The organism is Cohnella sp. LGH (genome assembly GCF_017671885.1).
Lineage (GTDB): Bacteria > Bacillota > Bacilli > Paenibacillales > Paenibacillaceae > Cohnella > Cohnella phaseoli.
This window is the reverse complement of sequence record NZ_CP072117.1, coordinates 5145950-5171430: the sequence shown is the minus strand read 5'-3', so window position 1 is coordinate 5171430 and position 25481 is coordinate 5145950. Positions and strand designations below refer to the sequence as shown.

Here is a 25481-nt window from a genome sequence, read left to right as displayed (position 1 = left end):
GTTCGCAGGAGGGGCGGAACGTTAGTGCTATCCCCCAAATGAAATTCAGGCTCGCGATTGAGCGGAAGGGAATTACCGGCGTGATATTCAATTCGCCTTTACCTATAGACTCGGTTCTGCCGGATGTGAAACAGGCGCTGTCCATCGGCGGCAACGCGGTTCTGATCGCCGCTCCCGGGGCGGGCAAGACAACCCGCGTGCCGCTTGCCCTGCTGGAGGAAAGCTGGCTGGAAGGCCGCAAAATCGTCATGCTCGAGCCGCGCAGACTGGCTGCGCGCAGCTCGGCGGCGTTCATGGCCCGCGAGCTGGGAGAGCAGGTGGGAGAGACGGTCGGCTACCGCGTGAAGATGGATACGAAAGTCGGCGCCCGCACTCGCATCGAGGTTGTGACGGAAGGCGTGTTAACTCGTATGCTGCAGGCCGATCCCGCTCTGGAAGGGGTCGGTCTTGTTATCTTTGACGAGTTCCATGAACGGAGCCTGCAGGCGGATTTGGGGCTCGCGCTTACTTTGGAGGCTCAGGCGCTGCTGCGGGACGATCTCAAGCTGCTCGTCATGAGCGCGACGCTGGAAGCGGAGCCGGTGGCCGACCTGCTCGGAGGAGCGCCGATCGTGCGCAGCGAGGGACGGAGCTTCCCGGTGGAGACGGTATATCGGCCGCGGTTTGCAGGAAGCGAACTGGAGGAAGCGGTAGCCGGGCTCGCGCTGGAGGCGCTGAGGGCTCATGAGGGAGACGTGCTTGTGTTTTTGCCGGGAATCGGAGAAATTCGGGCGGCGGAAGCGAAGCTGAGAGAGAAGTTGCGAGGGTATGCCTACGATGTACGCGTCTTCGCGCTGCACGGAGGCTTATCTGCGGAGGAGCAGGACAAGGCGCTGGCTCCGCTTCCGGCAGCGGAGCGGAAAATCGTATTGGCGACATCGGTAGCGGAAACTAGCTTGACAGTGGAAGGCGTTACGGTTGTCATCGACACCGGCCTGATGCGCGTTTCCCGGTTTTCGCCGCGAACGGGCATGGCGAGGCTTGAAACCGTTACAGTGTCTGCCGCTTCGGCGGATCAGCGCCGCGGGCGCGCGGGTCGGCTGCGGCCGGGCGTATGCTATCGGCTCTGGAGCGCGGAGCAGCAATCGGCGCTGTCTCCGCGCAGTGCGCCGGAAATTATGGAGGCCGATCTGGCTTCGCTGCTGCTGGAGCTGGCCGTATGGGGCGTCGGCGAGCCGAACGAGCTCGCCTGGCTTGATGCGCCGCCTGCGCCCGCCGTGCAGCAGGCGCGCGAGCTGCTTGTGCAGCTTGGCGCATTGGATAAGGGTGGCCGCCAACCGACTGGGCACGGTCGCCGGATGGCCGAACTGGGCAAGCATCCGCGTGTCGCCCATATGCTGCTGCGCGCGAAACAGCTTGGCCTTGGCGGCTTGGCTTGCGATATGGCGGTTGTGCTCGGGGAGCGGGACATTTTGCGGTATTCCGGCGGGCAGGCGCCGACTGCGGATTTGACGGCGCGAATCGACGCGCTGCGCGGCCGCGGTCCCTATGCGGCAGACGACGGCGCCCGCAGAAGGCTCAGCGAGGAAGCGCGGCGGCTGCGGAGTGAACTGGGCGTCGACGCTTCGGAGGGAACGCGGGCTGAGCGTGGCGATGCGCGTTCGGAGCAGGGCGAAATGCAGGCAGAGCGTGTCGGTGAGCGGTCGGAGCAGGTCGATGTGCGGACAGAGCGTGGCGATGCGCTTGGTGGTCGTTATCCCTATGCGTCAGACGACGGCATTCGGAGCGACGATTGCGGCCTGCTGCTGGCGTTCGCTTATCCGGACCGGATCGGACGGCAGCGGGACAGCGGCAAATATTTGCTCAGCGGCGGCCGGGGCGCGACGTTTGGGCCGGGCCAGGCGCTGGCCCGCGAGCCGTGGATCGTTGTCGCCGACGTCGACGACGCCGGGGCGGACAGCCGGATTCGTCTGGCCGCATCCGTGTCGTTGGAGCGGCTGGCTCAGCATGCGCCAGAGATGATTGCCGTGGAGGCGGAGGTGTACTGGGACGGCGAAGCCAAGTCGGTGCGCGGCCGCGAGCGGAGGAAGCTGGGCGCGATCGTGCTGGAGGAGAAGCCGCTAGGCAAGCTGCCGGAGGAGCTTCGGCTGAAAGCGCTGCTGGCGGGTGTGCACGCGGAAGGGCTGGAGCTGCTGCCGTGGACGAAGACGGCTCGCCAATTCCAGCAGCGGGCGGAGTTCGCTCGCCGCCACGACGGGACATGGCCGGATTTGTCCGACGAAGCGCTGCTGGCGACGCTGGACGACTGGCTCCCGGATTATGCCGAAGGGATGAAGAGTCGCTCCGACCTGCATAAGCTGAACATGAAGGAGCTGCTGGAGTCGCTGCTGCCGTGGGATCGGCGTAGGAGGCTGGATGAAGACGCTCCTACCCATTGGACCGTGCCGAGCGGCTCGCGCATCCCGATCGACTATGGCGACCCGGACGCACCTTTCGTCGCGGTGCGACTGCAGGAGCTGTTCGGCCTGCCGGAGACGCCCCGCATCGCGGGCGGCCGTGTGCCGCTGACGCTCCATCTGCTCTCGCCGGCACAGCGTCCGGTTCAGGTGACGCGCGATCTGGCCAGCTTCTGGCGCGACGGCTATTTCGAGGTGCGCAAGGACTTGAGAGGCCGTTACCCGAAGCACTATTGGCCGGACAACCCCCTTGAAGCGGAGGCGACCCGGCGCGTTCGGCCGTCTCGGTAACTTAACCTGTCTTGAGTAACTTATCGTCTCGGTAATTTGTCAGGAAAAGCGCGGTGTGATGCACGATTGTGGAAATGAAGGCAGATTTTCCGCTATAAACAACAGGTGTCTAAATGCCGGAAATCTGCAAGCGTGCTGAGTCGGGTTAGAACAGGAAACAGCGATCAAAAGAGGCTGCAAGCTTGCTGAGTGAGGTTAAAATAGAAAAAGAGCCTATTCTGGAAACGATACCAGAAAATTGAGAGGAAGCAGGCGAACAGTCGTATCAATCGTACTATTGAATCTGAAAAATTGGGGGAAGAACGGAAAATATGCGGATAAATGAAACGGTTGCGGATTGGATATTTTCAGAACGGTATGTTTCTCAGGGAACTTCGATCGAATTCGGCAATATGGTCATCCAAGACGCAAGCGGCAACGGTAACGAACTGATGATGGCTGTCGCCGGTTCGCCCATTACAGAATCGTTGTCGTTTATAGAGAACGGCGGATTGGCTTTTGCCAATGCGAGAAAGACGGGGTACTATCTGACAACCGTTGCCGACGCTCCAATCAACTTGGAGGAGTTTGCGGCCGGTTTTACAATTGAAGCGGAGTTTAAACTAGGTCCCGACATCAACGATTGGATGGGGATTTTGACTCGTCTTGGGAATAACTCGGTGGAGCAAGAACCGCTTTCGCTGCTAGCCATCTCCAACGTTGGGGAAATTCAATGGGCAAGCACGCCATCGAATCGTCCGGAATTGTGGACCAATTGGTCTAATGCCTTGGGCGCGATTCGAGCGTGGGCTAAATCGGAAGATTACACGCACGTAGCCGTTGTAAACGATGGCCGCCAAACCCGAATGTTCGTCAATGGTGTGGAATCGATTCGTAATCCGCTTGCAGATTCCATCTGCGGAATCGCAGGTGAGGCGAATAGAGGATGGAATGTTGGCGCTAATGAGTGGGATTTTGAGCCTATCAGCTTATTTCTCGGGGAAATAAAACGAATCCGCGTGATGAATCGGGCACTCGCTCCGAGCGAGTTTTTCAAGACTGAATTTGCTTATAGGGTCGACTACGGAACCAACGACGATTTGGAGCTGTTTGCGCCGGGAACCTATACATTCGCAATAATCCCCGATCCCCAGTATGTCGTCCAATCCAAACCGGAAATTTTAGAGAAGCAATTAGAGTTTATCGCCAATCATTACGAGCCGTACAACATTGCTATATCGGTGAATGTGGGCGATTCCACGCAATCCAGCGCGCCGGTAGAATGGGAGTCCGCCAATCGAGCGTTTCAAATTTTGGATCGGGCGAATGCGCCATACGTTGTAACTCGGGGAAACCACGATCTAAACGGGACAGGATATCTCGACACTTTCGGGGCACCCAGGTTTGCCGGGAAGTCTTACTTTAAGGGGGCGTCCCCTTCAGGATTAAGCTCGTATTCAATCATCCGTGCGGGCAGTTACCAGTACATGTTCCTCGCGGTGGATTCGGTTGGAGACAAGGAGAGCAACGCCAACGAGAGGTACTGGGCGCAAACGGTTCTGGATACGAATCAACAGATTCCCACGGTTATCGTTTCTCATGATATTTTGACGATTAGCGACGACGGCGTAATCTCGGAAGGCGGGCAGGGCGCAAAGGTCTGGAACGAGCTAGTGAAAGATTACAGCCAAGTGTTCATGATGATAGGAGGTCATATTAGCGGCGCCGGCCTGAACGTCAAGCGGAATACAGCCGGCAAAGACGTATTGCGGGTGCTGTCAAACTACCAATCGGATATTGCGGGCGGGAACGGCTGGACTTCTTTCTTCGAGTTCGACGAGCGCAACAACGAAATTCGACTGAAAACTTTTTCTCCCTATGTAGCCAGTCTGGCGGATGAGCAGCGCTCTTACCTGGATGTGAAATTTTTGGCAGGTCCGGGGGATCAGTACGAGATTGCGTTTCATTTTGCGGAGAGATTTGATTTTACGGCATCTTGAGCCGTAAGTCCCTTAAGCAGAGTTGCTTGAAATAATTGATAGACAAAGAAGGACAATCCCCTTCATCTTGTTCATCGATTCCCAGCAACTTGGTTGGCCTAGGGGACAGCCCCTCATTTTAAAAAAGTGATTACAGGCTTAGAGGACAATCTTCATATCATTCCGAATTTCGTCAAAAATTGCATTAGAATGGCAGATCAATATGTTATGATAAATAAAGCGGAAACTACGATAGGTGTCGACGAATGGGAGCGGAGGTGGCGCGATGACGGACAAGGATGAGAACGGCTGCGGAAAGGCGGTCATACGGCTGGACAATCGGCTGGATGAACTGGGGCGGCTGCACGCTTTTTTCGAGGAGATCGGCGAGCGCGCCAATTGGCCCGACCGTTTGAAATTCGACATGACGCTGAGCTGCGAGGAATTGCTGACGAATACGATCAATTACGGCTTCCCGCAAGGGGGGCGGCATGTCATTACGCTATCTGTGCAGTCGTTGCCGGCCGAGGTTGAAGTCAGGCTGGAGGACGGGGGCGTCCCGTTTAACCCGCTGGAGTTTGGCGAGCCGGACGTTTCGCTGGATCTGGAGCAGAGGTCGGTCGGCGGACTCGGCATTTTTTTCGTGAGAAGGCTGATGAATGAAATGATCTACGAGCGCACGGAGACGGGCAACCGGATCATTCTTCGCAAGCTTCTATAGAAAGAGGAAGTTCAACGCATTCGGGAGGAGATTATCGATGATTATCGTAACGACGCAGCGCGAAGGCGCGGCCATTATGAGCATAGAGGGGCGGCTGGACGGGCAGCACGCGCAGACGGCGGAGTCTTCGTTTCTGGCTCTGGCCGGGGAGGGCAATACGCGGTTCATTTTCGATTTCTCGGCGATGCAGTACATAAGCAGCGCAGGACTGCGCGTCGTACTGGTAGCGGCGAAAAAAGTCAGAAGCCTGCAGGGAAGGCTTATCTGCGCGAGCATGAACGACCAAGTCCGCGACGTGTTCGAAATGTCAGGCTTTCTGAGCATTCTGGAAACGGCGGATTCGACGGAAGAGGCGCTTGAACGATTAAAAGCTTAAGCCGCGCGTCGGCGAAAAATAGGTGATCGCATGGATGGACAATGGGTGGCCGCGGGCATCGGCGCGCTTGCCGGAGCGGCGGTCGGAGCGGGAGCGGTGTACGCACTGGTGCGAATGAGGCTGCGCCGGATGAAAGCGCTGCTGGAGATCAGCATGCAGTTGAACTCGACGCTGAAACGCGGCGAGCAGATGGAACTGATCATGAATACGGCCAAGCGGGTGCTGCCGGTCGAAGCGGCTTCCGTGCTGCTGCTCGATCCCGAGACGGACGAGCTGTTTTTTGAGCTTGCCCAAGGGGAGAAGGGGGCGCAGGTTCGGGAAATCCGACTGAAGCCCGGCGAAGGGATCGCCGGACATGTGGCGCAAAGCGGCCACAGTCTGATCGTCAACGATACGGGGAACGATCCGAGATGGTCCAATCGGGTCGCGGAGAAAACCGGTTTCGAAACTCGCAATCTGCTGACGGTGCCGATCGTTAACCGCAATAAAGTCGAGGGCGTGCTGCAGGTCATCAACAAGAAGGGCGGCAAGTTCACGGTCCGCGACCGGATGCTGCTCGAACAGGTATCCCGACCGATGGCGGTCGCGCTGGAAAATGCGCGGCTGTACGCGCAGGTCGAAGAGTCGCTTGCGGAGCTGCGTTCGACGACGGCGATCAAGGAGCGTCTTGAGAGCGAGCTGCAGGTGGCGGGCACGATTCAGATGAGCTTCCTTCCGCGGACGATGCCTTCGGCCTACGAGCCGTATGACGTCTGCGCGCTGCTTAAGTCGGCGAAGGAAGTCGGAGGAGATTTCTATAATTTCTTCAAGATCGACGACGACCATCTGTTTTTCGCGCTCGGAGACGTGTCGGACAAGGGCATCCCGGCTGCGCTGTTCATGGCGGTCACGCTAACGCTGCTCAAGGGGAAAATGGGCCCGGGCCAGTCGCCCGGCGAGCTGCTGACGGCGGTTAACGACGAGCTGGCGCGGGACAACCCGCTTGTGTTCGCGACCATCGTCTGCGGCGTGTACACCTGCTCCACGGGCGAGTTAGTTATGAGCGAAGGCGGGCACTGTACGCCGTACGTCGTGCGCGCCAATGGCAGCATCGAGCCGGTGAAGCTGAAAAAAAGCTTGCCGCTCGCGGCGATGGAGGATGCCGTCTATCACGACGCGAAGCTGTCGCTGGAGCCCGGCGACCGGCTGCTGCTCTATACGGACGGAATTACGGAGGCGGAGAATGCGGCGCAGGAGCAGTATTCGTCCGATCGTCTGCGGGAATTTCTCGGCATGACGTCGGGTATGTCCAGCGCCGAGACGATCGATGCGCTGCTTATGCACGTCTTCATGTTTGCGGACGGGGCGCCGCAGTCCGACGACATTGCGGTGCTGACGCTGATGAGGCGCTAGGGCAATCTGCTATTCTCGGAGTATGCATACACGCCCTAAGCGGTTGAAGGGGGAGCAATAAGGAAGTGGCAAATGTTGAACCGTTTCTGAACGCGCAAGAGCATCTGCGCGCCGAGCTGGCTTGGCTGGACGCAGGGCTTCTGCTGCTGCTCGAGCTGGGCGGCGGCAATCCGTTCGCGCAGCCGTCGATCGGTCCGAGAGGGCTTGTCGTGACGGCGGAGGAGTTGATGGAATCGGAGCGGGACGACGAGGACGCTCCGCCGGAGGAATGGCGGCTGTATGTCCTCGAGCGCCGAATCCGCGAGCGGGAAATCGCTCGATCCGCCGAAGCTTCCGGAAAGGCCGGCGTCGAACTGCCTTTGGCGCTGCTGTGCGCAAGGCTTCGCCTGACCGTCTGGGAACGCCGTCTGATCATACTGTGCCTTGCTGCGGAGATGAGCCGGAAATACGAGAAGTGGTACGCCTATTTTAACGACGACATTACGTGCAAAGCGCCGACGCCGGATTTGGCTTATCGGCTTCTTTGCGATTCGCAAGAAGAGGCGGCCAATGCCGGCAGACGGCTCAGCGGGGCAGGAGCGCTGCGGAGTCTGCTGCTGGAACCGGACGAGCCGGGCGGGGGAGCGGCCGGAATGTCCCGGCCGAAGCTGAAGACGACGCTGCGGCTGGACGAGCGGACGATCAGCTATTTGCTGCGTACGGAGACGCTGGACGCTCGTCTCGAAGGCATCGCAGAGGCGCATGAGCCGCAGCCGCCCGATGCGCTGCCGCTGCTTGTGCCGGACGATCCGGCTATGCAGTCGCTGCGGGGCTTGGCAGACGGCGGGGATGCGGCGCAAGGATCTGTGCCGTTCGTTCATCTGTCCGGTGCGCCGGGAGGGGGCAAGCGGCTGCGTTTCGTTCATTTGGCCGCGGCGAGAGGGCAGAGGCTGCTTGTCGTGCGCGTTCGCAATCTTCCCGCAGACGCGGATCGGGCGGAGGCGACGCTGGGGCGGATCGTCCGCGAAGCGGTGCTGACCGGAGCCGCCATCGTGTTCAGGGAGGAGCACGCGGCCCCAGGCTCGGAAATTCCGCATCTTGAAGCGATGGAAGCGGCGCTGAATCGCTATCTCCGCTTTGCGGACAAGCCTCTAATCGGCTGGACGTCGCATATTCGGCGTCAGCCCTCGGAGCTGCCGGTTCCGGACGGGGCGGGCTGGATTTACGGCGAAGTCGGCGTTCCGACGGCTTTCGTCCGCGAGGCGTTCTGGCGGGCGGAGGCGATGGACGTCGAAGGCAGCTATGCGCCGACGATATGGCGGGAGCTAGCGGACAAGTATCGGTTTACCCCCGGCCAGATCGGCGGGGCTTGGAGGCAGTCGTTGGCGCTGGCGTCGGGCCGGGGTGGAGGGCTGCCGGAGCGAAGCGAGATCGAGGCGGCATGCCGCGGCCAATTCCGACACCGGCTGGCACAGCTGGCCGACCGAATCATGCCGGCGAGAACTTGGGACGATCTCATTCTCGCCGACGAGCCGTATTCGCTTATCCGCGAAGCGTGCGATCGTTATTTGCACCGCGAGACGGTGTACGAGCGGTGGGGCTTCGGCCGCAAGCTGCCGTACGGCAAAGGGCTCAGTCTGCTGTTCGCCGGTCCTCCCGGCACAGGCAAGACGATGGCCGCCGAGATTATTGCCGGAGAGCTGGGGCTGGAGCTGTATCGGATCGACCTGTCGAGAATCGTCAGCAAATATATCGGCGAGACGGAGCAGCGACTTAGCGAGCTGTTCGCGGAGGCGGAAAACAGCGGCGCGATTTTGTTTTTCGACGAGGGCGACGCGTTGTTCGGCAAGCGGACGGAAGTGAAGGACGCGCACGACAAATACGCCAACCTGGAGGCTGCCTACTTGCTGCAGCGAATCGAGGCGTACGAAGGCGTATCGATTCTGGCGACCAACCTGCTTCAGAACATGGACGAGGCGCTGATCCGCAGGATGAGCTTTGTCGTGAAGTTTCCTTTTCCCGACGCAGAGGAGCGGGAGCGAATATTCCGCGTGCACATTCCCCCGCAGGCCCCGGTGTCGGAAGAGGTCGATTTGGCGTTTCTGGCCGCGCGGCTGGAGGTGTCCGGGGGCTACATTAAGAATATTGCGCTGGCGGCTGCGTTCCTGGCCGCAGGCTCCGGAAAGCCGATTGCGATGGAGCATTTCGTTCGCGCGGCCAGGCAGGAATTGAGAAAAATGGGGAAAATCCTTGTGAAAGAAAGTTTTTCCCCGTATTTAGACGAAGAAAACACAATATATGGATAGTCACCCTGACATTTTATCGCTATAATAAAGTCGAAAAGTAGGATTTTTTAGAAATTTTTCAGATTTTGACGGGGAGGAGGAGCCAGTATCGGAGGGTATACCGTTGTCGCCGACGTCGGCTTAAGCCTGCTCAAGCTGCTGCGCGAACATCTGTCTCCGGACCCAGTTCCCCGGCCCGACCTGATCGGCATGGCTTCGCCCGTCGATAAGGGAGATTTGGCGCTGACGCTCTACCTGTGCAGTATACGGGAGAACGGAGAGGCCAGACGCAACGAGATGCTGCCGCAAGGAGGCGTGCTTCGTTATCCGCCGCTTGCCGTCGACCTGCAGTATATGTTGACAGCGCATTCCGCCGCCGATCTGCATACGCGGATTTTGGACGAGCACCGGATATTGGGCAAAGCGATGCAAGCGCTGTACGACAATTCGGTGCTGCGCAGCCCTTATCTGGAAGGGACGCTGCTGGAAAACGGGGAAGAGCTGCGGATCACGCACGAAAATTTGAATACGGATCAACTGACGCAGCTGTGGCAGTTCGGAGACAATCCGTACAAGCTTTCGCTCCTCTACCGCGTCGGCCCCGTACTGCTCGAATCGAACCGCGTCAAGCCGGGCTCCCGCGTTCTCGAGCGGCACATTACGCTGCGCGACAAGGGAGGCTGACGGGAGTGGACAGAGCCGAGAGAACGTTCGTCACCCGCTGCTCGCTGGCGGTAAGGCCGTTCGATATTTGGACCGGGAAGGCTCCGCTTCCTTCCTCGCTGAGCGTATCGCTGGAAGGTATCGACCGCAAGCCGCTGCGAAGCTCGGACGGCAGCTATGTTTTTCTCGATGTGCCGAGCGAGCGCTGCACGCTTGCGATCGCATCGCCCGTGTATCGGGAAGTGCGCGAGGAGATCGTGTTGCCCGCGAACGGCGCTTCTCCGCCAGTGATAACGGTAAGCTTGCAGCCCGACCGGGCCTATGTGCCTCCGGCTGCCGGCACCGGGGCGATCGTCGAGCTTCGCGATGCGGACGGTCTGCCGCTTCAAGGCGCGGAGATAACGGCCTATCTGGATGACGAAATGGCGGTCAGGGGCCGCTTGGCGGAAGAGCGGAGCGGAGGCGACGGGCAACGGTTGAAAATTGCGCCGGGGCACGGGAGGCTGGCTCCCGGAGACGCGTTCGTGCTGAAGGATCGGGACGGATCGGAGTTGGAGTGGAATCGCGTGACGGATTGGACGGAGCAGCCGACCGTTATGGCGCTGGACCGGCCGATAATGGGGACGTGGAGCCGCGGGACCCGGCTGTTGCCGGCGGTTCGTGCGACGAGCGATGCCGCTGGCTTGGCGATTTTACCGTTTCGGGGACTGCTACCGGCAGTTTGCCGCATTCATGCGGAGATCGCGATGAAGGATCAGAGGTGGCGCGCCGTCTGGCAAGCGGAAGGCGGCAAAGTCACGCGTTTGCCGGCGTTTACCGTCGGCGTTGAATGAAGGGCATGGCGTTGATTGGACGAAGTGCCGCCAGGCAGGGCGTTTCCGGTTGACGATAAGATAAACCCATATTGAGAGGAGGAACTGGTTTTCCCCTTACGCGCAGCTAGATACAGTAAATACATACATACGTAACGGGGAGAAACCGGGGATCATGGCAGAGTATTTGTCGCCTGGGGTATACGTGGAGGAATTCGAGAGCGGCTCCAAGCCGCTCGAAGGCGTAAGCACAAGCACGGCCGGTTTCATTGGGCTCGCTCAGCGAGGAGCCGTAGAAGGGTTGCCGCTGCTCATAACGAGCCCGGCCGATTTCCAGCGCAATTTCGGTTCCTATTTGTCCGAGAGCGTATTTGGCAGCTACCGTTATTTGGCTTATGCGGTAGATCAGTTTTTCACGAACGGCGGTTCTCGCTGTTACGTCATGCGCGTCGCTCCTTCGGACGCGAAGCCTGCCCAGAACACGGGCTCCGTCTCGGAGAAGCTCGGCATCACGGCGAAAAATCCGGGAGCCTGGGGCAACCTGGTGAAAGTCGTCATTACAGACGCCAGCAAAGCGAAAACGCAAATCTACGAAGTGACGGAACGGCGCTATCGCGTCAAGAACGCCGGCGGATTTTACGCAGGCGATGTCGTTGCCTTTAATGCCGGAGGAGAGACGCAGTACAATCGCGTCGTCAGCGTGCAGGGCAACGTGATCGAGCTGGCCGAAGAGCTGTCGGGCGACGTCGTGGATGCGGCGCTGCTGCCTACGAAAGTGTTGTCGACGTGCGAATTTACGCTGCATGTCGTTTATAACGACGAAGTGGACAGCTTCGAGAAAGTCAGCTTGAATCCGGAAGCTCCGACGTTCGTTGAGAAGGTTGCGGGACGCTCGAATCTCGTGAACGTGCAGGCATTGGTCTTGTCGACTGACGCTACGCATCCGTTCGAGACGGTATCCGGCGCAGGCGCTTCGGGCAAGGTTGAGTTCGTGTTGTCCGGAGGCAGCGACGGCTCGGTCGACGGCATCTCCGCCGGCGATTTTATCGGCGAAGACCGCGGACCTGGACGCCGCACGGGCATTCAGGCGTTTATCGACAACGATGTCGTCAGCATTATGGCGATTCCGGGCGTAACCGACGCTAACGTGCAGTTGTCCCTTGTCGCGCACTGCGAGAACCTGGGCAGTCGCTTCGCCATTCTCGACATTCCGCGCGAGAAAACGAAGGTAGCGGACGTCATGACGCACCGTAACCTGTTCGATTCCAGCTATTGCGCGCTGTACAATCCGTGGCTGTCGGTATTCGATCCGCTGGACAAACGGAACATTTTCGTTCCTCCGTCCGGTACGATCGCCGGCATCTACTCCCGTTCCGATACGACTCGCGGCGTGCAGAAAGCTCCAGCGAACGAAGTGCTGCGCGGCGTAGTCGGCCTGGACGTACAGTACAACAAGGGCGAGCAGGACATCCTTAACCCGGCTGGCGTCAACCTGATCCGTTCCTTCACGGGTCAAGGCATCCGCGTATGGGGCGCTCGCACGGCTTCCTCCAATACGCTATGGAAATACGTCAACGTTCGCCGTCTGTTCATTTTCCTCGAAGAGTCAATCAAGGGCGGCACCAACTGGGTCGTGTTCGAGCCGAACAACGAGCAGCTGTGGGCCCGCGTTCAGCGTACGATCGACGCGTTCTTGACGCGGATCTGGCGCGACGGCGCATTGATGGGCAGCAGCGCCTCCGAGGCGTTCTACATCGATATCGGCCGCAGCACGATGACGCAGGACGACATCGACAATGGACGCTTGATCTGCGTCATCGGCGTCGCTCCGGTGAAACCGGCCGAATTCGTCGTCTTCCGCATCACGCAGAAAACCGGCTCCGAGTAATCGGACGGCATAGGCTCGAGCGGACTGTTTTCAGGTATGGACGATATAGGCCTGAAAAGTCCGTTTGAGACGCGAGAACGAGAATTTGAGTAAGTTTCCAAAATGAACGGAAGGGGATAAAGGATATCCATGCCAGGAGAACGCAATGATCCATACCGCAATTTTAGGTTCCGTGTGGAGGTTGAAGGATTGGAGCAGGCCGGCTTCAGCGAAGTCGCAGGGTTCGACGCCTCCTTCGACGTCGTGCAATATCGCGAGGGAAATGAGGTCATTACGCCTCGCAAGCTTCCGGGTCTTGCCCGGTACGGCAATATTACGCTGCGTTGGGGCGCTACCGAATCGATGGAGCTGTACGAGTGGGTTCAAGAGTGCATCAACGGCACGGTAGAGCGCAAGACCGTCACGATTATCGCCATCGACGAGGAAGGCGGCGACGTGGCGACATGGCAAGTCATCGAGGCTTGGCCGGTTCGCTACACGGCTCCTTCCTTTAACGGATCGGGCGCGGAAGTGGCGATCGAGCTGCTTGAGCTTGCTCATGAGGGCATGACTCGCACCGCTTAATAGAGCGAGCTCAACAACCTCGAATAGATTTGAATGATGCGTTCGGTTTTCTACTCTATTAGGGCGGACAACCGGAAGCGGAGCATTACGGAATAAGAGAGTCCGGCAGCGCGCGGCATCCCCCGCACCGGGGTGCTGCGCAGACGGGCAGTCCGGTCGGGAACCCCGTTGCGGCAATAACGAACGGAATAGCGTTTACCGACAAGGGAGGCCCTCTCTCTTGTTTTGCTTTTTTTTAATAGATAAGAAAGTATGAATCACCGGCAGTTGAAGGGGAGCAGGTTGCGAATTAGCGCGGAAAGCCCGGCTTAATTTTCGCTCAGGGGGCGAAAGCGGCGATTTAAAGCGGAAAGTCTACCTTAATTTTTTCAAAAGGTGAAAATCGCAGAATTAGAGCGGGTTTTCCGTTTTAAATCGCTTGAAAAGGGCGCGGCGGCGGGAATAGAGCGGATTTTCCGCTTTAAAAATGCGTGCTACCAAGAGCGCGTTGCGGTTTTCGTAGAATAGACACACCTCCCCCCGAATCGTGTTGCGTTTTTTACAGAATAGGTAGGATACTTACCCTTACCCGAATCCCCTCCGCCATAAACGATACTGCACCGATTCCAAGAACGGCGGAAGCTGTTTGTGCTTGGCGACGATTGAAGCAAGGAGTGAGTTAACGATGGCTTTTCAGACGGAATACGAATTCGAGCTGCCGCGCGGCTATGTGGACGACAGCGGCAACTTGCACAAGCGCGGCGTCATGCGGCTTGCGACCGCTGCGGACGAAATTTTGCCGATGAGGGACCCTCGCGTACAGCAGAACCAGAGCTACCTGACGATTATTTTGCTGGCTCGCGTCATAACCCGGCTTGGGGAAGTCAAACACGTCGATACGAAAACGGTAGAGAAGCTGTTTACCGCCGATCTGGCGTATTTGCAAAATCTGTACAGACAGATCAACGATTTGGAATCGCCGAAGCTGCACACGACATGTCCGAAATGCGATCACGAGTACGAGGTGGAAGTCGATTTTTTATCCGTAACGGAGGGCCTCTCGTAGCTTATTCTCCCGAGAGAATCTACGAGGAAGTCGGCTTCATCGCCTATTATTTTCACTGGCCCCACGATGAGATCATGAATATGGAGCATCGAGAGCGGCGCAGATGGTGCGACGAAATCTCGAAAATCAACCGCAAGCTTAACGACGAGCCGGATAAACAAAACGTGTTCGACGTATTCGGAAAGAGGTGACGACGGAACGTGGCCGCAGCTGCAGCGCAACATAGGGTGAACGGGGCGTTTCGCTTCGCCGTCGAGCTTGACGGCATGCTTGTCGCCGGCTTTTCCGAGGCGCATGGCCTGGAATCGCAAATTGAATATGAGGAAATCCGAGAGGGCGGCGTTAACGGGTACGTTCATCGGCTGCCCAAAGGCGTCAGGAATTCGACGATTACGCTCAAGCGAGGACTGAGCTCCTCGCAGGAGCTGTGGAATTGGTACGCGCAGGCGTCGCAAGGAACGGTGACCCGCAAAAGCGGCTCGATCATTCTATATAAGCAGGACGGGGCGGAGCTGTGTCGTTGGAATTTTTTCGACGCGTATCCGGTCAAATGGAGCGGCCCCAGCCTGATCGCCTCCTCCAGCGAGGTGGCGATCGAGACGATCGAATTAGTACATAACGGAGTAAAAGCGATATTTAGAGCATAGAAGCTACGGGAGATGCGCAGAGAGGAGGGGCCAGGATGAGAATCGGCGCAAGTCGGCGTGCGGGGGCGATGCCTGCAGGAGCTGCGATTGCAGGAGCGGGGCGGCGAAATGCGGGGAAAGCATCCGCAGGAGCGGTACCCGCCTACGCGCGGTTTGCCGGCGAGATCGCCGGCAAGTACGGTCCGATTCGCCCTGGCGTCCGAAGTGGGCAACCTCTCGTTTTTCGGGTCTCTTCACAGGAGAAGAAGGGGACGGGGAAGGGGCGCGAGCGGGCGCCTTTTCGTCCCCCTGAACGTTCTAGCGCAGCCGGTCCGGTCACTCCTGCGCGGGAGAAGCCGGAGATTCGCTATCGCGACATCGTTCGGGATCGACCGGGCCCCGCGGGAAAAGATCGTGTAATCGAACGCGAGAAAGTGATCGAGCGCGAGCGGCTTGTCGAGCGGGAAAAGATCGTAGAGCGCGTCGTAGAGCGCAATACGGTGGTCGTTCGCGAAGCGGAGCGGGTCGTTGTGGAGCAACGGCGAATTCGCGAGGCTGCGTTGACGGCGGATGCGCAGGGGCGTTTAGATGAGCCCTCCGACTCGGCGGGAGCTGGGTCGACGGTGCGCGGCGTGCCCAAGGGGAAGACGAATGGGAGCTCGGACACCGCCAAGACGCGTACCGGCGAGAAACGTAAGACTGAAGGCAAAGGGAACAAGAGGAATCTGGTAGAAGCAGAAGCGAACAAGAAGCATCTGGCAGAAGCAGAAGCGAACAAGAAGCATCTGGCCGAAGCCGAAGGCAACGCCAATTCGAAGGTAGAAGATCTGGCTCGTGCGGGGGAGCTTGACATAGAAGATGAGGAAGCTAAGCGGGACGAAGGAGCGAGCCCTGAAGCCTCGCAAGCTGCAGCTCCTAAGTCGGAAGCTTCAAGAGCGGACAAATCCGCTCTCCTCAAAGGGACTACCTTTGCCGAAACGCTAACAAGGCGAACGTCATGGCCCTTGAGCGCCAAGGCCAATGCGGTTTTCCGAAGGAAGCCGGACGGAACCTCGGCGGGGGCTAAAATCCCGCTTAGCGTCAAACCTCCGAAAGTCAGGAGCAGTCGCAAGAAGGTTGTCGATCAATCGCCGGGGGAGAACGGGACTAAGCGAGCGAAGCGAAGTCCGGCCGTGTACGCACAATTGCTGTTTGTGAACCCCAAGCTGCGCGTTGACGGCAGCCGATCGGTTCCCGACGGGACTCGGCAGAGCGCGCATGCTCAGACGAACGGGGAGCAAGCAAACAGGGCCGCTCGCTTGGACGGGAATATGAGCCGCACAAGCGAGGTGAACGGTCCTGCGCCTGAGCAGCCGCAAAACGGTGCGGGAGCGTTTAGGAATGCGGAGGAGCTTCGTTCTCGCGGCACGCCTTCTGCAAATGCAAGAGGCAGCGCGGAAGCTCATGATAACGTACAGTCGGAATCGTCAGCCTCGCTTGATATGGAGCGAAAGAAAGATCGTTCCGACAACCCGGTTTTGCACCGGGAAAGCTTGTCGGATACGCCGAGTTCGATGAAGGTCGAGAAGCGCGGCGACGATTCCGGCGATATCGATCGAAGAGACGGAGCTACGGCCGAAGCTTCCCGCGATTCGGGAGGAAAACGACGCCGCTCGGACAAAGATGACCGGGAGCTTTCTCGGCGCGGGCAAGCTTCGCATACCGACGATTTTTCTCCCGGATTCGGACTGACGGTCAGAGGGAAGCCATTAAGCGTTGACGACAGTGCATCCGCGGAAGGGACGCGCGGAGACGCGAGTTTCCACAATCGCCCGGTGTATCGGCTGTCTTACGCGCTTAAGCCAGGGGTATCCAGGGCAGAGGGCGTTTCAGGCGCTTCCGGGGAGAAAACCGAGGCGTCGGAAAGTCGGCGAGAACAAGCAAACGGGCTTCCATCAGCGCAGAGTGCCGGGCCTGTCGCCCCGCAAGCAGCAACCGGCGGACGCTGGTCGCTTCGTAGACCGGACGATGCTTCCTCTATGCACCTTGTCTATCGTAACTTGATAGAGCGGGGACGGCAGATTTCGGTGAAGAGAAGCATCGGTCTTGGGACGAAAACGGCAGAGGGACAGGCCAACGCTCCGGGAACGGCGGCGGTTCTCGGCTTGATCAACGAACGAATGCAGCCAACGGAGACAAGACTGGGGTTAACGGCGGGCTCGTTGAAGCTGTCGCATCGGCTGATCGGCCGATCTATTAGTTTTAATGAGACCGTCGCGACATCAAGGAAAACGAACGGTTCAACGGCCGATAGGAAGGCTTCTGGTGCCGATCGCCAAGAGCCAATCGCAAGTCGCCTTGGCACATCCGAGCGAAACTCTGGCGATAGCGGCCAAGCGTCGACAACTCATAGGAGCTTGCAAAGTACGAGGGAAACGGGCCAAAGTGGCGCAACAGACCGCGAACCCGAGGGTGTCTCACAATCGTCGACTGTTCATGCAAAAGCTCGGGAACCGGAGGCTGTAAGCCGATCCGGCCTGAAGGGAGCGGCGGACGGCGAGCCAACGTCAACGATCCATGCGAAGGTGCGAGAAAAAGGCAATGCGAGTCGGACCGATTCGAGCGGGAGAGAAGGCGTCGAGTTAGCGCCAACTGTTCAAGCGAACGTCCAGGAGCCCGGCGATGTGAGTTCAACCGGTGCTAAGACTTCGGTAGAGTCGGGAGTAACGCAGATCGTTCGTGCAAAGTTGCGGGCAACGGGAAATGCGAGTCCTATCGGTACGAGAAGTGCGAGAGAGACTGGGCAAAAGCGAATCATTTACGCGAAGTTACGTGCAACAGGAAATGTGAGTCAAACCGGTGCGAGGAGTGCGGGAGAATCGGGACAAACACAGACCGTTCGTGCGAAGTTACGTGCAACCGGAAATGTGAGTCAAACCGGTGCGAGGAGTGCGGGAGAATCGGGACAAACACAGACCGTTCGTGCGAAGTTACGTGCAACGGGAGCTGTGAGTCCAACTGATGCGAGGAGTGCGGGAGAGTCGGGGCAAACACAGACCGTTCGTGCGAAGTTGCGGGCAACGGGAGCTGTGAGTCCAACCGGTGCAAAAGGCGTGGGAGGCGGGGAACAAGGTCCGACCGTGGAGGCGAGCAAGCGGGAAGCGGGAGCATCAATTCGTTCCCGAGGCTTAAGCGACGTGCCTTCGGCTGAGGCTGGGCGAACGAGAATGGGCGCACAAGGACGATTAGCCTGGCTGGCTCGCCGGGCGCGTTTGCAGGATGGTGGGGGGCTACAACGCTTTGGCCCAATCGGATCTGCGGGAGCGATTATAAGCCAAAACCGGTTGGATTCCCCTGAAAACCGCGGCAATCACACAGTTCCACGATCTCAAGCGCAGTTAACCAACGAAGAAAATACGCCAATGTTGATAAAGCGAACGCATTCCTCGGAGTCGAGTTCTGATGAATATGCGAGCTTGGGCGAGTCTGCAGTTCGGAGGGAAGGAATCTCGGCAGTCGTTGCTCATTCTTTTTCTGGGGACGCTTCGTCACAGGAAAAGGGTGGTGTAACTGGTGGCGATCAACGCAGTCGGAGGCCCTTGACTCAGGCCATTGGTCGGCGTTCTCTGGTCAGGGTTACGCCTGTTGCCGGACGGACGGCACGACCGATATTGCCGGGAGCGACGGCAGCGCTTTCCATGCGGCAATCGCTTCGAGATACTCAGTTGCCGCCGCAAGCTTCGTCTGACCAATCCGAACGAGTGGATACTCCTCGTTTGTCGCTGGCGCATGCTTCGCTTTCGGTGAACAGGGCAGGACGCGATACGGCGGTCCCGGGCAACGCTGCAGAAGCCCCTGCTCATACGCACGAATCAGACACACCTTTGGAACTTCGTCGCAACGCGCCGGCAGCGGCAGAGGGGGCGAAATCTACCGAGAACGCTGCTTCTGAAGCGCCAGCGGTGATTAGCGAAGAGGCGCTGCAGAAGGCGATCAGCGGGCTGCCGCAGTTTCATCCGGACGAGCTTGCCGACCAGGTGTACAAATCGCTTGTTAGGAGAATGAAGCTGGAGCAGCGGCTTCACGGATTTTAACGGGGCAAATAAGACCGCGACGCGGACTTAAATGCCGCCGCCGAGTCGGGTTGGCACGAATAAGACCGCGACGCGGACTTAAATGCCGTCCCAGTGTCGGGTAAGCGCGAATAAGACCGCGACGCGGACTTAAATGCCGCCCACAGGGCCCGCCCCGCCGCCCGGTCAGACGACGAAGACGATAGATAGGAGGGCGATCAAGTTGGCGCTCAGTAAAGCGAAGATCATTATTATCAAGAGCAACGGCCAGGAGTCGGTGGACGTGCTGTTTAATCCGAACGAGTATGTGCTGCAGTCGGGCAACCAGTTCGCGTGGCAGACGATACCGGGGCTGCAGTCACCGATCGCCCAGTTCGTTAGCGGGGAGGCGACGACGCTGACGATGGATTTGTTCTTCGATACGTACGAGAAGGGCGTCGACGTCCGCACGCACACGGCCCAAATATCCGGCCTCCTGAATGTTGATCGCGACCTGCACGCGCCGCCGCACTGCCGATTTGTGTGGGGTTCGCTCGATTTTAAGGGCGTGGCGGAGAAGGTACAGCAGCGGTTTACGATGTTTCTCGACTCGGGAGTCCCTGTGCGGGCGACGCTGAACGTGACGTTCCGCGCCGTGCAATCGATGACCGAGCAATATCAGAACGTTCCCCGGCAGAGCGCCGACCGCACGAAGCAGAAAATGCTGAAGCAGGACGAGCAGCTCTGGATGCTGGCGGCCGAGGAGTACGAGGACCCGAGCCATTGGCGAGCGATCGCGGAGGCGAACGGCATCGACAATCCGCGCAAGCTGCCGTACGGACGGAAGCTGATCATACCTAGGCTGGAGTGAAAGCGCCGTGGCAAAAATCAAATTCGACACTAACACCTACGAGTTGGCCGATCTGGAACGGAAATATCGTAATTTTTTCGCTCCGGCGTTCGATATTCAGGTGGATGGGCAGAGCTTTACGCTAAAACAAATCGCCGTATCCATGTTGAAGGTGGAGACGTCGATCGCGGCCAAGTCCGACAACTTTCAGTTTCGCATCGAGAACGCCTATGATGCCGTGGCACGCCAGTTCAAGTGGGTCGGTTCGCTGATCGACGTCGGCAAGACGATTACGATCGAGATGGGCTACACCGATAAGCTGGAGACGGTGTTCGACGGCATCATTACGGGGATATCGGTAGATTATCCCGCGGAGGGACAGCCCTCCATCGTCGTACAAGGAATGGACCGCTCCTTCTTCATGATGCACAGCGCCCAGTCCAATCTGTGGCTGAACAAAAAAATCAGCGACGTCGTCAAGGAGATCGGGGGCAAGTACAGCCTGCAGCTCCAGGTGGACGATACGATGACTCCGAAGCCGACGATCGAGCAGTTTAAGACGAGCGATTTTCATTTTCTGAAAAAGCTGGCCTCCGAGATCAACTATTACTTCTTCGTCATCGAGCAGAAGCTTTACTTCAAGAAGCCGACGCCTTCCGCCAGCCCCATCGTCACGCTCATGTACGGCAAAAATCTGAGAAGCTACTCCACCTCCGTGGATATTTCCAATCAGGTTGGACAGTTCATCGTGCGGGGCTCCGATCCGAAGACGCGCGAGCCGTTCCAGGCCACCTCCCAATCGGTGAACAAATACGGAACCAACGGGAGAACGGGCAAGGACATCATGTCCGCCCTGACGCGTCAGTCCGTTGAGACTGTATACAGCGATGCAACTTCCCAGGCGGAGGCGCAGACGATGGCGAACGCGCTGGCAAACGAGAGGGCGATGAATCTCATCAGCGGCGAGGGTGAAAGTATCGGCATTCCGGAGCTGCGCGCGGGACGAAACATCAAGCTGGAAGGGCTGGGACCGAAATTTAACCAGACGCTGCTGCTTGTATCCGTGACTCACCAGATCAGCAACCGGGGCTACGTGACCCAATTCAGAACGGAAGGGAATGCATTCTGATGTCTTCCATGAACGATTTTTTTCCCGGACGGTCCGATTCGGAAGGCGGAGGAAGCGCCAACTTCGTTCACGGAGTGATGGTCGCGACAGTGACGAACAACAAGGACCCGGACGGCTTGAACCGCGTGAAGCTGAAATTCCCGCTGCGGGAAAATTCGCACGAGACCGACTGGGCCCCGCTTGCTTCGTTGATGTCGGGAAGCGGCAAAGGAACGATGTTCGTTCCGGAGGTCGGAGACGAGGTGCTGGTCGCCTTCCATCTCGGCAACTTGAATCAGCCTTTTGTCATCGGCTCGTTGTGGAACACGTCGAACAAGCCGCCCGCCAAAGACGAGAAGAACAACCTGCGGAAAATCCATTCGCGAGACGGACATGAGCTGATTTTTGACGATACGGAATCTAAAGGGAAGGTTACGCTCAAGACGAAGCAGGGGCTGAATTTGGAAATCGACGAGGGCGCGGATAAAGTGACGCTGGCGACGAAGAACGCGGCCCAGACGATCGTTCTGGAAGGCAGCTCCGCAGGGACGATTACGGTCAAAAGCGGCGCGAACAAAATCACCATCGACAACAAGGGAGACATCAAAGTCGAGTCCAACAAGGAGATCACGCTCAAGAGCACGCAGATCAACCTGGAGGCGACCGCATCGATGAAGGTGAAGGCCGGGGGCAAGCTGGACCTGCTCTCGGACGGGATTGTTACGATTAAAGGCGCGATGGTGAAAATCAACTGATTCGGAGCCATGGCGAAGGGGGACAAGCGATGAGCGCATCTTTTCTCGGGAGAGGCTGGAAGTTTCCGATCGCGGTGGACGCGACGACGGGCCGGTTTCTGCTGTCGGAAGGGGAGGACGATATCGCGGAGGCGATCCGCATCATCTTGATGACCTCCAGGGGAGAGCGCGTCATGCGCCCCGACTTCGGCTGCGGACTGCGCGATTTTGTGTTCGGCACGACCGACGAGACGACGCTGCGGCTGCTGGAAACCGACATTACGCAGGCGATTACGGTATGGGAGCCGCGCGTGAGGGACGTCGAAGTGACGGCCAAGCTTGATCCGTCCCAGCCCGGCAAGCTGTCGATCGGCATCGCATATGTTGTGCGTTCCACGAACAATCTTTTTAACCAGGTATATCCCTTCTATCTTGAAGAAGGCACGAAATAGACGGGAGCGACGAATCGGATGAAATCAGAGCTGTGGCAAAACGGGCAGGCCCGCGCTCCTGTAATCGACGGAAGGGATTTGCACGCTCTCGTCGAGCGGATGAAGGCGATGGCCCCGCATTATACGCCGGAATGGCGCTTCTCGCCGGAGGATCCCGACGCGGGTACGGCGCTGTTCTATCTGGCTGCGGAAATGCTCGGGGAGAACATCAAACGGCTGAACCGCGTTCCGCTGAACAACTTCATCGCTTTTCTGGATCTGCTGCAGGTGCAGCTTCAGCCGGCTCGGCCCGCGCGAGCGAACGTCGTGTTTACGCTGAACGAAGGGGTTCGGGAAGCGGTATACGTGCCCGGCGGGACGCTGCTGACAGCGCCAACGGAAGACGGCGGCGAGGAGCTTCCGTTCGAGACGGAAGGCGCGCTGCTGGTCAGTCCAGCCAAGCTGATGGAGCTGTATAACGTTCATCCGGGGCTGGATCGCATCGTGATGGCCGGCGACGAATACAGCGATCGGCTGGACGCGGGAGTCGCCGCCGAATTTTCGCTGTTTTCGACCTTGGGCGACAACCTTCAGGATCATGTCTTCTACGTGCGCCACGACGAGCTGCTGCGGCTCGATCATCCCGCCATGCTGACGCTCAAGTGGCACAATGCCGAGCGGAGGTATGCGGAGTCGGAGCTGGCTTCCTTGTTTGCCAGAACGGATTGGCTGGAATGGAGCTACTCGAGCGGCGAGGAGTGGATTCCGTTCGAAGCGGCTTCGGCCGTGGGCGGAGAAGTGATGCTGCGCAAAAAAACGAGAGGACCGGTCGGCGAGACCGAGATTGGAGGCGTGGCGGGACGCTGGATTCGCTGTCGCGTCAAACCGCTTGCGGAAGGCGGCGAAGGGCCGCCGATTTTGCGCATGCTGCCGGAGATGGATAGGCTGACGCTGAGAGCGTCGCACGATCGGACGATCGATCCGGACGCAATTCCGGCCGGAGAACTGTATTTTAACGATATGGAGCTGGATAAGGCCGAATTTTATCCGTTTGGGGAGCATTCGATTCCTTATTCGGTGTTTTACGTTTCCTGCGGAGAGGCGTTCAGCAAGAGGGGGAGCAAGCTGCAGATGACGTTCGGCGGCCGGCTCGTGCCAAATGAGCTGCGCGTCGGGCCGGACCCGGAAATTCGCTGGAAGATGATCATGCGAACTGCGGATTTTGAGACGAAGCCGCCGCCGCGTCTCTATATTCGCAAAGTGCTATGGGAGTATTGGAACGGCGACAACTGGATGAGGCTGCCGGGAAGCGGCCCGTTCGAGGAGCTGTTTGCGAGCCTGCCGGAGGAGGCGTCCCGCGATTATGAGCTGGAGTTTACATGTCCGGAGGATATGGCCGCCACTCTTGTCAATGGCCGCGAGGATCTGTGGCTTCGCGCGAGGGTGGCGGCGACGGATACGCCGACCGCTCCGGTCGTCGAGTATATGAGTCCGAAACTGGAAAATGTAGCTTTCTCTTATGCATACCCGTCAACGGCAGAGCTGCGCCCGGAATGGGCTTACACGCTTAACAACGCCGTGCTGACGGACGTGACGGCAACCGTTCGTCAGGGCGGCGACACGTTTAAGGCGTTCTTGCCGGTTCCTTGTCCGGCGCCCGCCGTTTATTTCGGCTTTGACGTTCCGCCCGTGAAAGGCCCGATTCGTATGCAGTTTGCGCTTGGCAGCAAGCCGGAGGCGAGCGAGACGATCCCGTGGATCGAATGGGAGGCGTACGTTCGTAAAGGCGTCGAATGGAAGTGGGAGGCGCTAAAGACGGTTGACGATACGCAGGGCTTTACGCAATCCGGCCTGCTGCAGTTCGTCGGGCCCGCGGAGATCGCCGTGGCTTCTCTGTTCGGCAAGACGAGGGCGTGGCTGAGGGCGGTTAACCGCGACGGCAAATACGGCGGAGATCGGGCCGATCTGCCAGGCGTTAAGGCGATTTACCGGAATTCCGCACGTGCGGTGCAATTGCGCACGATTGCGGGGGAATATCCCGAGCCGGGCAAGGGAGGCTATGTGCTGTCGCAAACTCCGATCGTCGATCAGGAGGTATGGGTCGACGAGACCGGGACGATCAACGAGCACGAGCTGGCGCGACTGATGGAAGCCGAGCCGGACCAATACGAGGTGTTTCGCGACAGCGAGGGCGGCATCCAGAAGCTATGGGTGCGCTGGGATGAGGTGCGATCGCTTAACGCCTCCTCTGCGGACGCCCGCCATTATACGCTGCAGCCGGCCACCGGCGAGCTGCGTTTTGGAGACGGGACTCGCGGCATGGAGCCGCCGCTGAGGGGCGGGGATAAAATTCGCGTCACCTATCGAGTAACGCAAGGCGACCGAGGCAATGTCGCGCCCGGACAAGTGTCGGGACTGATGCAGTCGATCGCATTTGTGCAAGGCGTATCCAACCCGCAGCCGGCCACCGGCGGCGGAGACGCGGAGCCGCTCGAAGGCGCGCTGCGCAGAGGCCCGCAGCAGCTCAAGCATCGCGGACGGGCCATTTCGCCCTCCGATGCCGAGTGGCTGGTCAGGGAGATCGAGCCGGGCATTTCCAAGGTGAAATGCTTGCCGAACCGCAATGTGCGGCTGGAGAGCAGCCCGGGCTCGTTTGTCGTCGTTGCCCTACCTTCCGGAGGTGCGGCGGGCAGAGAGCATTTCGCCGAGACGCAGCGCAAGCTGGAGACGGAGCTGCGCCGACGGGCGCCGAGCCTTGTTGCGCATAGCGGCAGGCTGAACGTCATTGCTCCGGCGTTTATCGAAATTTCGGTGTTTGCCACGATCGTCGCCGATTCGCCGGACATTCTTCATCCGGTAGAGGCCGCCTGCCTGGAGGCGCTGAACCGTTTCCTCGATCCGCTCTCCGGACAGTTGGACGGCAAGGGCTGGGAGATCGGCGAGCCGATTCACGCTTCGGTGTTTTACGGCTTGCTGCAAGCGGTCCAAGGCGTACAGCGCGTGGAGCAGCTTTATCTCGGCGTTGTGCGCACGGAGAACGGCAAGTCGGTGGAGATGCTGCCGGACGATATCCGTCGAGTGCCGCACGGCATCATTAGCTGCGGCAGCGGGCATCGGCTTATTATGACTGTGAAATAGAAGTCTGATCATCGAAGACGCTTTAGTGACATATAACCCTTGATTGTAGTCGCTTTGTACGATTTTTCGAATAAACGTCCGACGTTTAGGCCTGATTCGGGTTGCTTTGTATGATTTTTCGAACAAACGACTGCCGTTTAGGCCTGATCTGAAA

General features: G+C 58.8%; 19 protein-coding genes. All 19 read left to right on the top strand.

What is annotated here, in order from left to right; translation table 11 throughout:
• Nucleotides 1-80: 80 nt before the first annotated feature.
• Entirely contained in the window at nucleotides 81-2726 is a 2646-nt protein-coding gene (gene hrpB, locus J4772_RS22305; RefSeq protein ID WP_247740816.1) for an ATP-dependent helicase HrpB, read from the top strand.
• Nucleotides 2727-3037: 311 nt separating this feature from the next.
• Nucleotides 3038-4705: a LamG-like jellyroll fold domain-containing protein gene (locus tag J4772_RS22300; protein WP_209071439.1), complete on the top strand. Its 1668-nt coding sequence runs from the start codon at nucleotides 3038-3040 to the stop codon at nucleotides 4703-4705.
• A 265-nt stretch (nucleotides 4706-4970) separates the two neighbouring features.
• Entirely contained in the window at nucleotides 4971-5405 is a 435-nt protein-coding gene (locus J4772_RS22295) for an ATP-binding protein (RefSeq protein ID WP_209071438.1), read from the top strand.
• Nucleotides 5406-5442: 37 nt separating this feature from the next.
• On the top strand, nucleotides 5443-5781 hold the full coding sequence (locus J4772_RS22290; protein ID WP_116061462.1) for an STAS domain-containing protein: 339 nt from the start codon (nucleotides 5443-5445) through the stop codon (nucleotides 5779-5781).
• 30 nt (nucleotides 5782-5811) lie between these two features.
• Nucleotides 5812-7173 carry a PP2C family protein-serine/threonine phosphatase gene (locus tag J4772_RS22285; protein WP_116061461.1) on the top strand — a complete coding sequence of 454 codons (1362 nt, stop codon included), beginning with the start codon at nucleotides 5812-5814 and terminating at the stop codon, nucleotides 7171-7173.
• A gap of 65 nt (nucleotides 7174-7238) precedes the next feature.
• Nucleotides 7239-9458, top strand: coding sequence for an ATP-binding protein (locus tag J4772_RS22280; protein WP_209071437.1), 2220 nt, complete (start codon nucleotides 7239-7241; stop codon nucleotides 9456-9458).
• Nucleotides 9459-9545: 87 nt separating this feature from the next.
• Nucleotides 9546-10121 (top strand): Pvc16 family protein, encoded by a 576-nt coding sequence (locus tag J4772_RS22275; RefSeq protein ID WP_116061459.1) that lies wholly within the window; start codon nucleotides 9546-9548, stop codon nucleotides 10119-10121.
• Nucleotides 10122-10126: 5 nt separating this feature from the next.
• Entirely contained in the window at nucleotides 10127-10933 is an 807-nt protein-coding gene (locus J4772_RS22270; RefSeq protein ID WP_209071436.1) for a hypothetical protein, read from the top strand.
• A gap of 154 nt (nucleotides 10934-11087) precedes the next feature.
• Nucleotides 11088-12800: a phage tail sheath family protein gene (locus J4772_RS22265; protein WP_116061457.1), complete on the top strand. Its 1713-nt coding sequence runs from the start codon at nucleotides 11088-11090 to the stop codon at nucleotides 12798-12800.
• Nucleotides 12801-12929: 129 nt separating this feature from the next.
• Nucleotides 12930-13364, top strand: a complete 435-nt coding sequence (locus J4772_RS22260) for a phage tail protein (protein WP_116061456.1) — start codon at nucleotides 12930-12932, stop codon at nucleotides 13362-13364.
• Between the two features lie 664 nt (nucleotides 13365-14028).
• The gene (locus J4772_RS22255) at nucleotides 14029-14409 is read left to right on the top strand and encodes a phage tail assembly protein (protein WP_209071435.1); all 381 of its coding nucleotides are present in this window, start codon (nucleotides 14029-14031) and stop codon (nucleotides 14407-14409) included.
• The gene (locus tag J4772_RS37605; protein ID WP_342772493.1) at nucleotides 14340-14600 is read left to right on the top strand and encodes a DUF6760 family protein; all 261 of its coding nucleotides are present in this window, start codon (nucleotides 14340-14342) and stop codon (nucleotides 14598-14600) included. The genes J4772_RS22255 and J4772_RS37605 overlap by 70 nt, the downstream gene beginning before the upstream one ends.
• A gap of 9 nt (nucleotides 14601-14609) precedes the next feature.
• Nucleotides 14610-15056: a phage tail protein gene (locus J4772_RS22245; protein ID WP_116061454.1), complete on the top strand. Its 447-nt coding sequence runs from the start codon at nucleotides 14610-14612 to the stop codon at nucleotides 15054-15056.
• Nucleotides 15057-15091: 35 nt separating this feature from the next.
• Nucleotides 15092-19108, top strand: a complete 4017-nt coding sequence (locus J4772_RS22240) for a hypothetical protein (RefSeq protein ID WP_209071434.1) — start codon at nucleotides 15092-15094, stop codon at nucleotides 19106-19108.
• Between the two features lie 202 nt (nucleotides 19109-19310).
• Complete coding sequence (locus J4772_RS22235) at nucleotides 19311-19937, top strand: CIS tube protein (protein WP_116061452.1); 627 nt, start codon at nucleotides 19311-19313, stop codon at nucleotides 19935-19937.
• 7 nt (nucleotides 19938-19944) lie between these two features.
• Nucleotides 19945-21045, top strand: coding sequence for a phage late control D family protein (locus J4772_RS22230; protein ID WP_116061451.1), 1101 nt, complete (start codon nucleotides 19945-19947; stop codon nucleotides 21043-21045).
• Nucleotides 21045-21779 (top strand): phage baseplate assembly protein V, encoded by a 735-nt coding sequence (locus J4772_RS22225; protein ID WP_246016547.1) that lies wholly within the window; start codon nucleotides 21045-21047, stop codon nucleotides 21777-21779. Before J4772_RS22230 ends, J4772_RS22225 begins: the two co-directional genes overlap by 1 nt.
• Nucleotides 21780-21808: 29 nt before the next feature.
• Nucleotides 21809-22210, top strand: a complete 402-nt coding sequence (locus tag J4772_RS22220; RefSeq protein WP_116061450.1) for a GPW/gp25 family protein — start codon at nucleotides 21809-21811, stop codon at nucleotides 22208-22210.
• An 18-nt stretch (nucleotides 22211-22228) separates the two neighbouring features.
• Entirely contained in the window at nucleotides 22229-25327 is a 3099-nt protein-coding gene (locus tag J4772_RS22215; RefSeq protein ID WP_209071433.1) for a baseplate J/gp47 family protein, read from the top strand.
• The last annotated feature ends 154 nt before the right edge of the window (nucleotides 25328-25481 follow it).

Excerpts from the sequence above, each read along its gene's own strand:
- J4772_RS22300 (WP_209071439.1), top strand. The coding sequence starts at position 3,038 with ATGCGGATAAATGAAACGGTTGCGGATTGGATATTTTCAGAACGGTAT.
- J4772_RS22295 (WP_209071438.1), top strand. The coding sequence starts at position 4,971 with ATGACGGACAAGGATGAGAACGGCTGCGGAAAGGCGGTCATACGGCTG.
- J4772_RS22290 (WP_116061462.1), top strand. The coding sequence starts at position 5,443 with ATGATTATCGTAACGACGCAGCGCGAAGGCGCGGCCATTATGAGCATA.
- J4772_RS22285 (WP_116061461.1), top strand. The coding sequence starts at position 5,812 with ATGGATGGACAATGGGTGGCCGCGGGCATCGGCGCGCTTGCCGGAGCG.
- J4772_RS22265 (WP_116061457.1), top strand. The coding sequence starts at position 11,088 with ATGGCAGAGTATTTGTCGCCTGGGGTATACGTGGAGGAATTCGAGAGC.
- J4772_RS22260 (WP_116061456.1), top strand. The coding sequence starts at position 12,930 with ATGCCAGGAGAACGCAATGATCCATACCGCAATTTTAGGTTCCGTGTG.
- J4772_RS22255 (WP_209071435.1), top strand. The coding sequence starts at position 14,029 with ATGGCTTTTCAGACGGAATACGAATTCGAGCTGCCGCGCGGCTATGTG.
- J4772_RS37605 (WP_342772493.1), top strand. The coding sequence starts at position 14,340 with ATGTCCGAAATGCGATCACGAGTACGAGGTGGAAGTCGATTTTTTATC.
- J4772_RS22240 (WP_209071434.1), top strand. The coding sequence starts at position 15,092 with ATGAGAATCGGCGCAAGTCGGCGTGCGGGGGCGATGCCTGCAGGAGCT.
- J4772_RS22225 (WP_246016547.1), top strand. The coding sequence starts at position 21,045 with ATGTCTTCCATGAACGATTTTTTTCCCGGACGGTCCGATTCGGAAGGC.
- J4772_RS22220 (WP_116061450.1), top strand. The coding sequence starts at position 21,809 with ATGAGCGCATCTTTTCTCGGGAGAGGCTGGAAGTTTCCGATCGCGGTG.
- J4772_RS22215 (WP_209071433.1), top strand. The coding sequence starts at position 22,229 with ATGAAATCAGAGCTGTGGCAAAACGGGCAGGCCCGCGCTCCTGTAATC.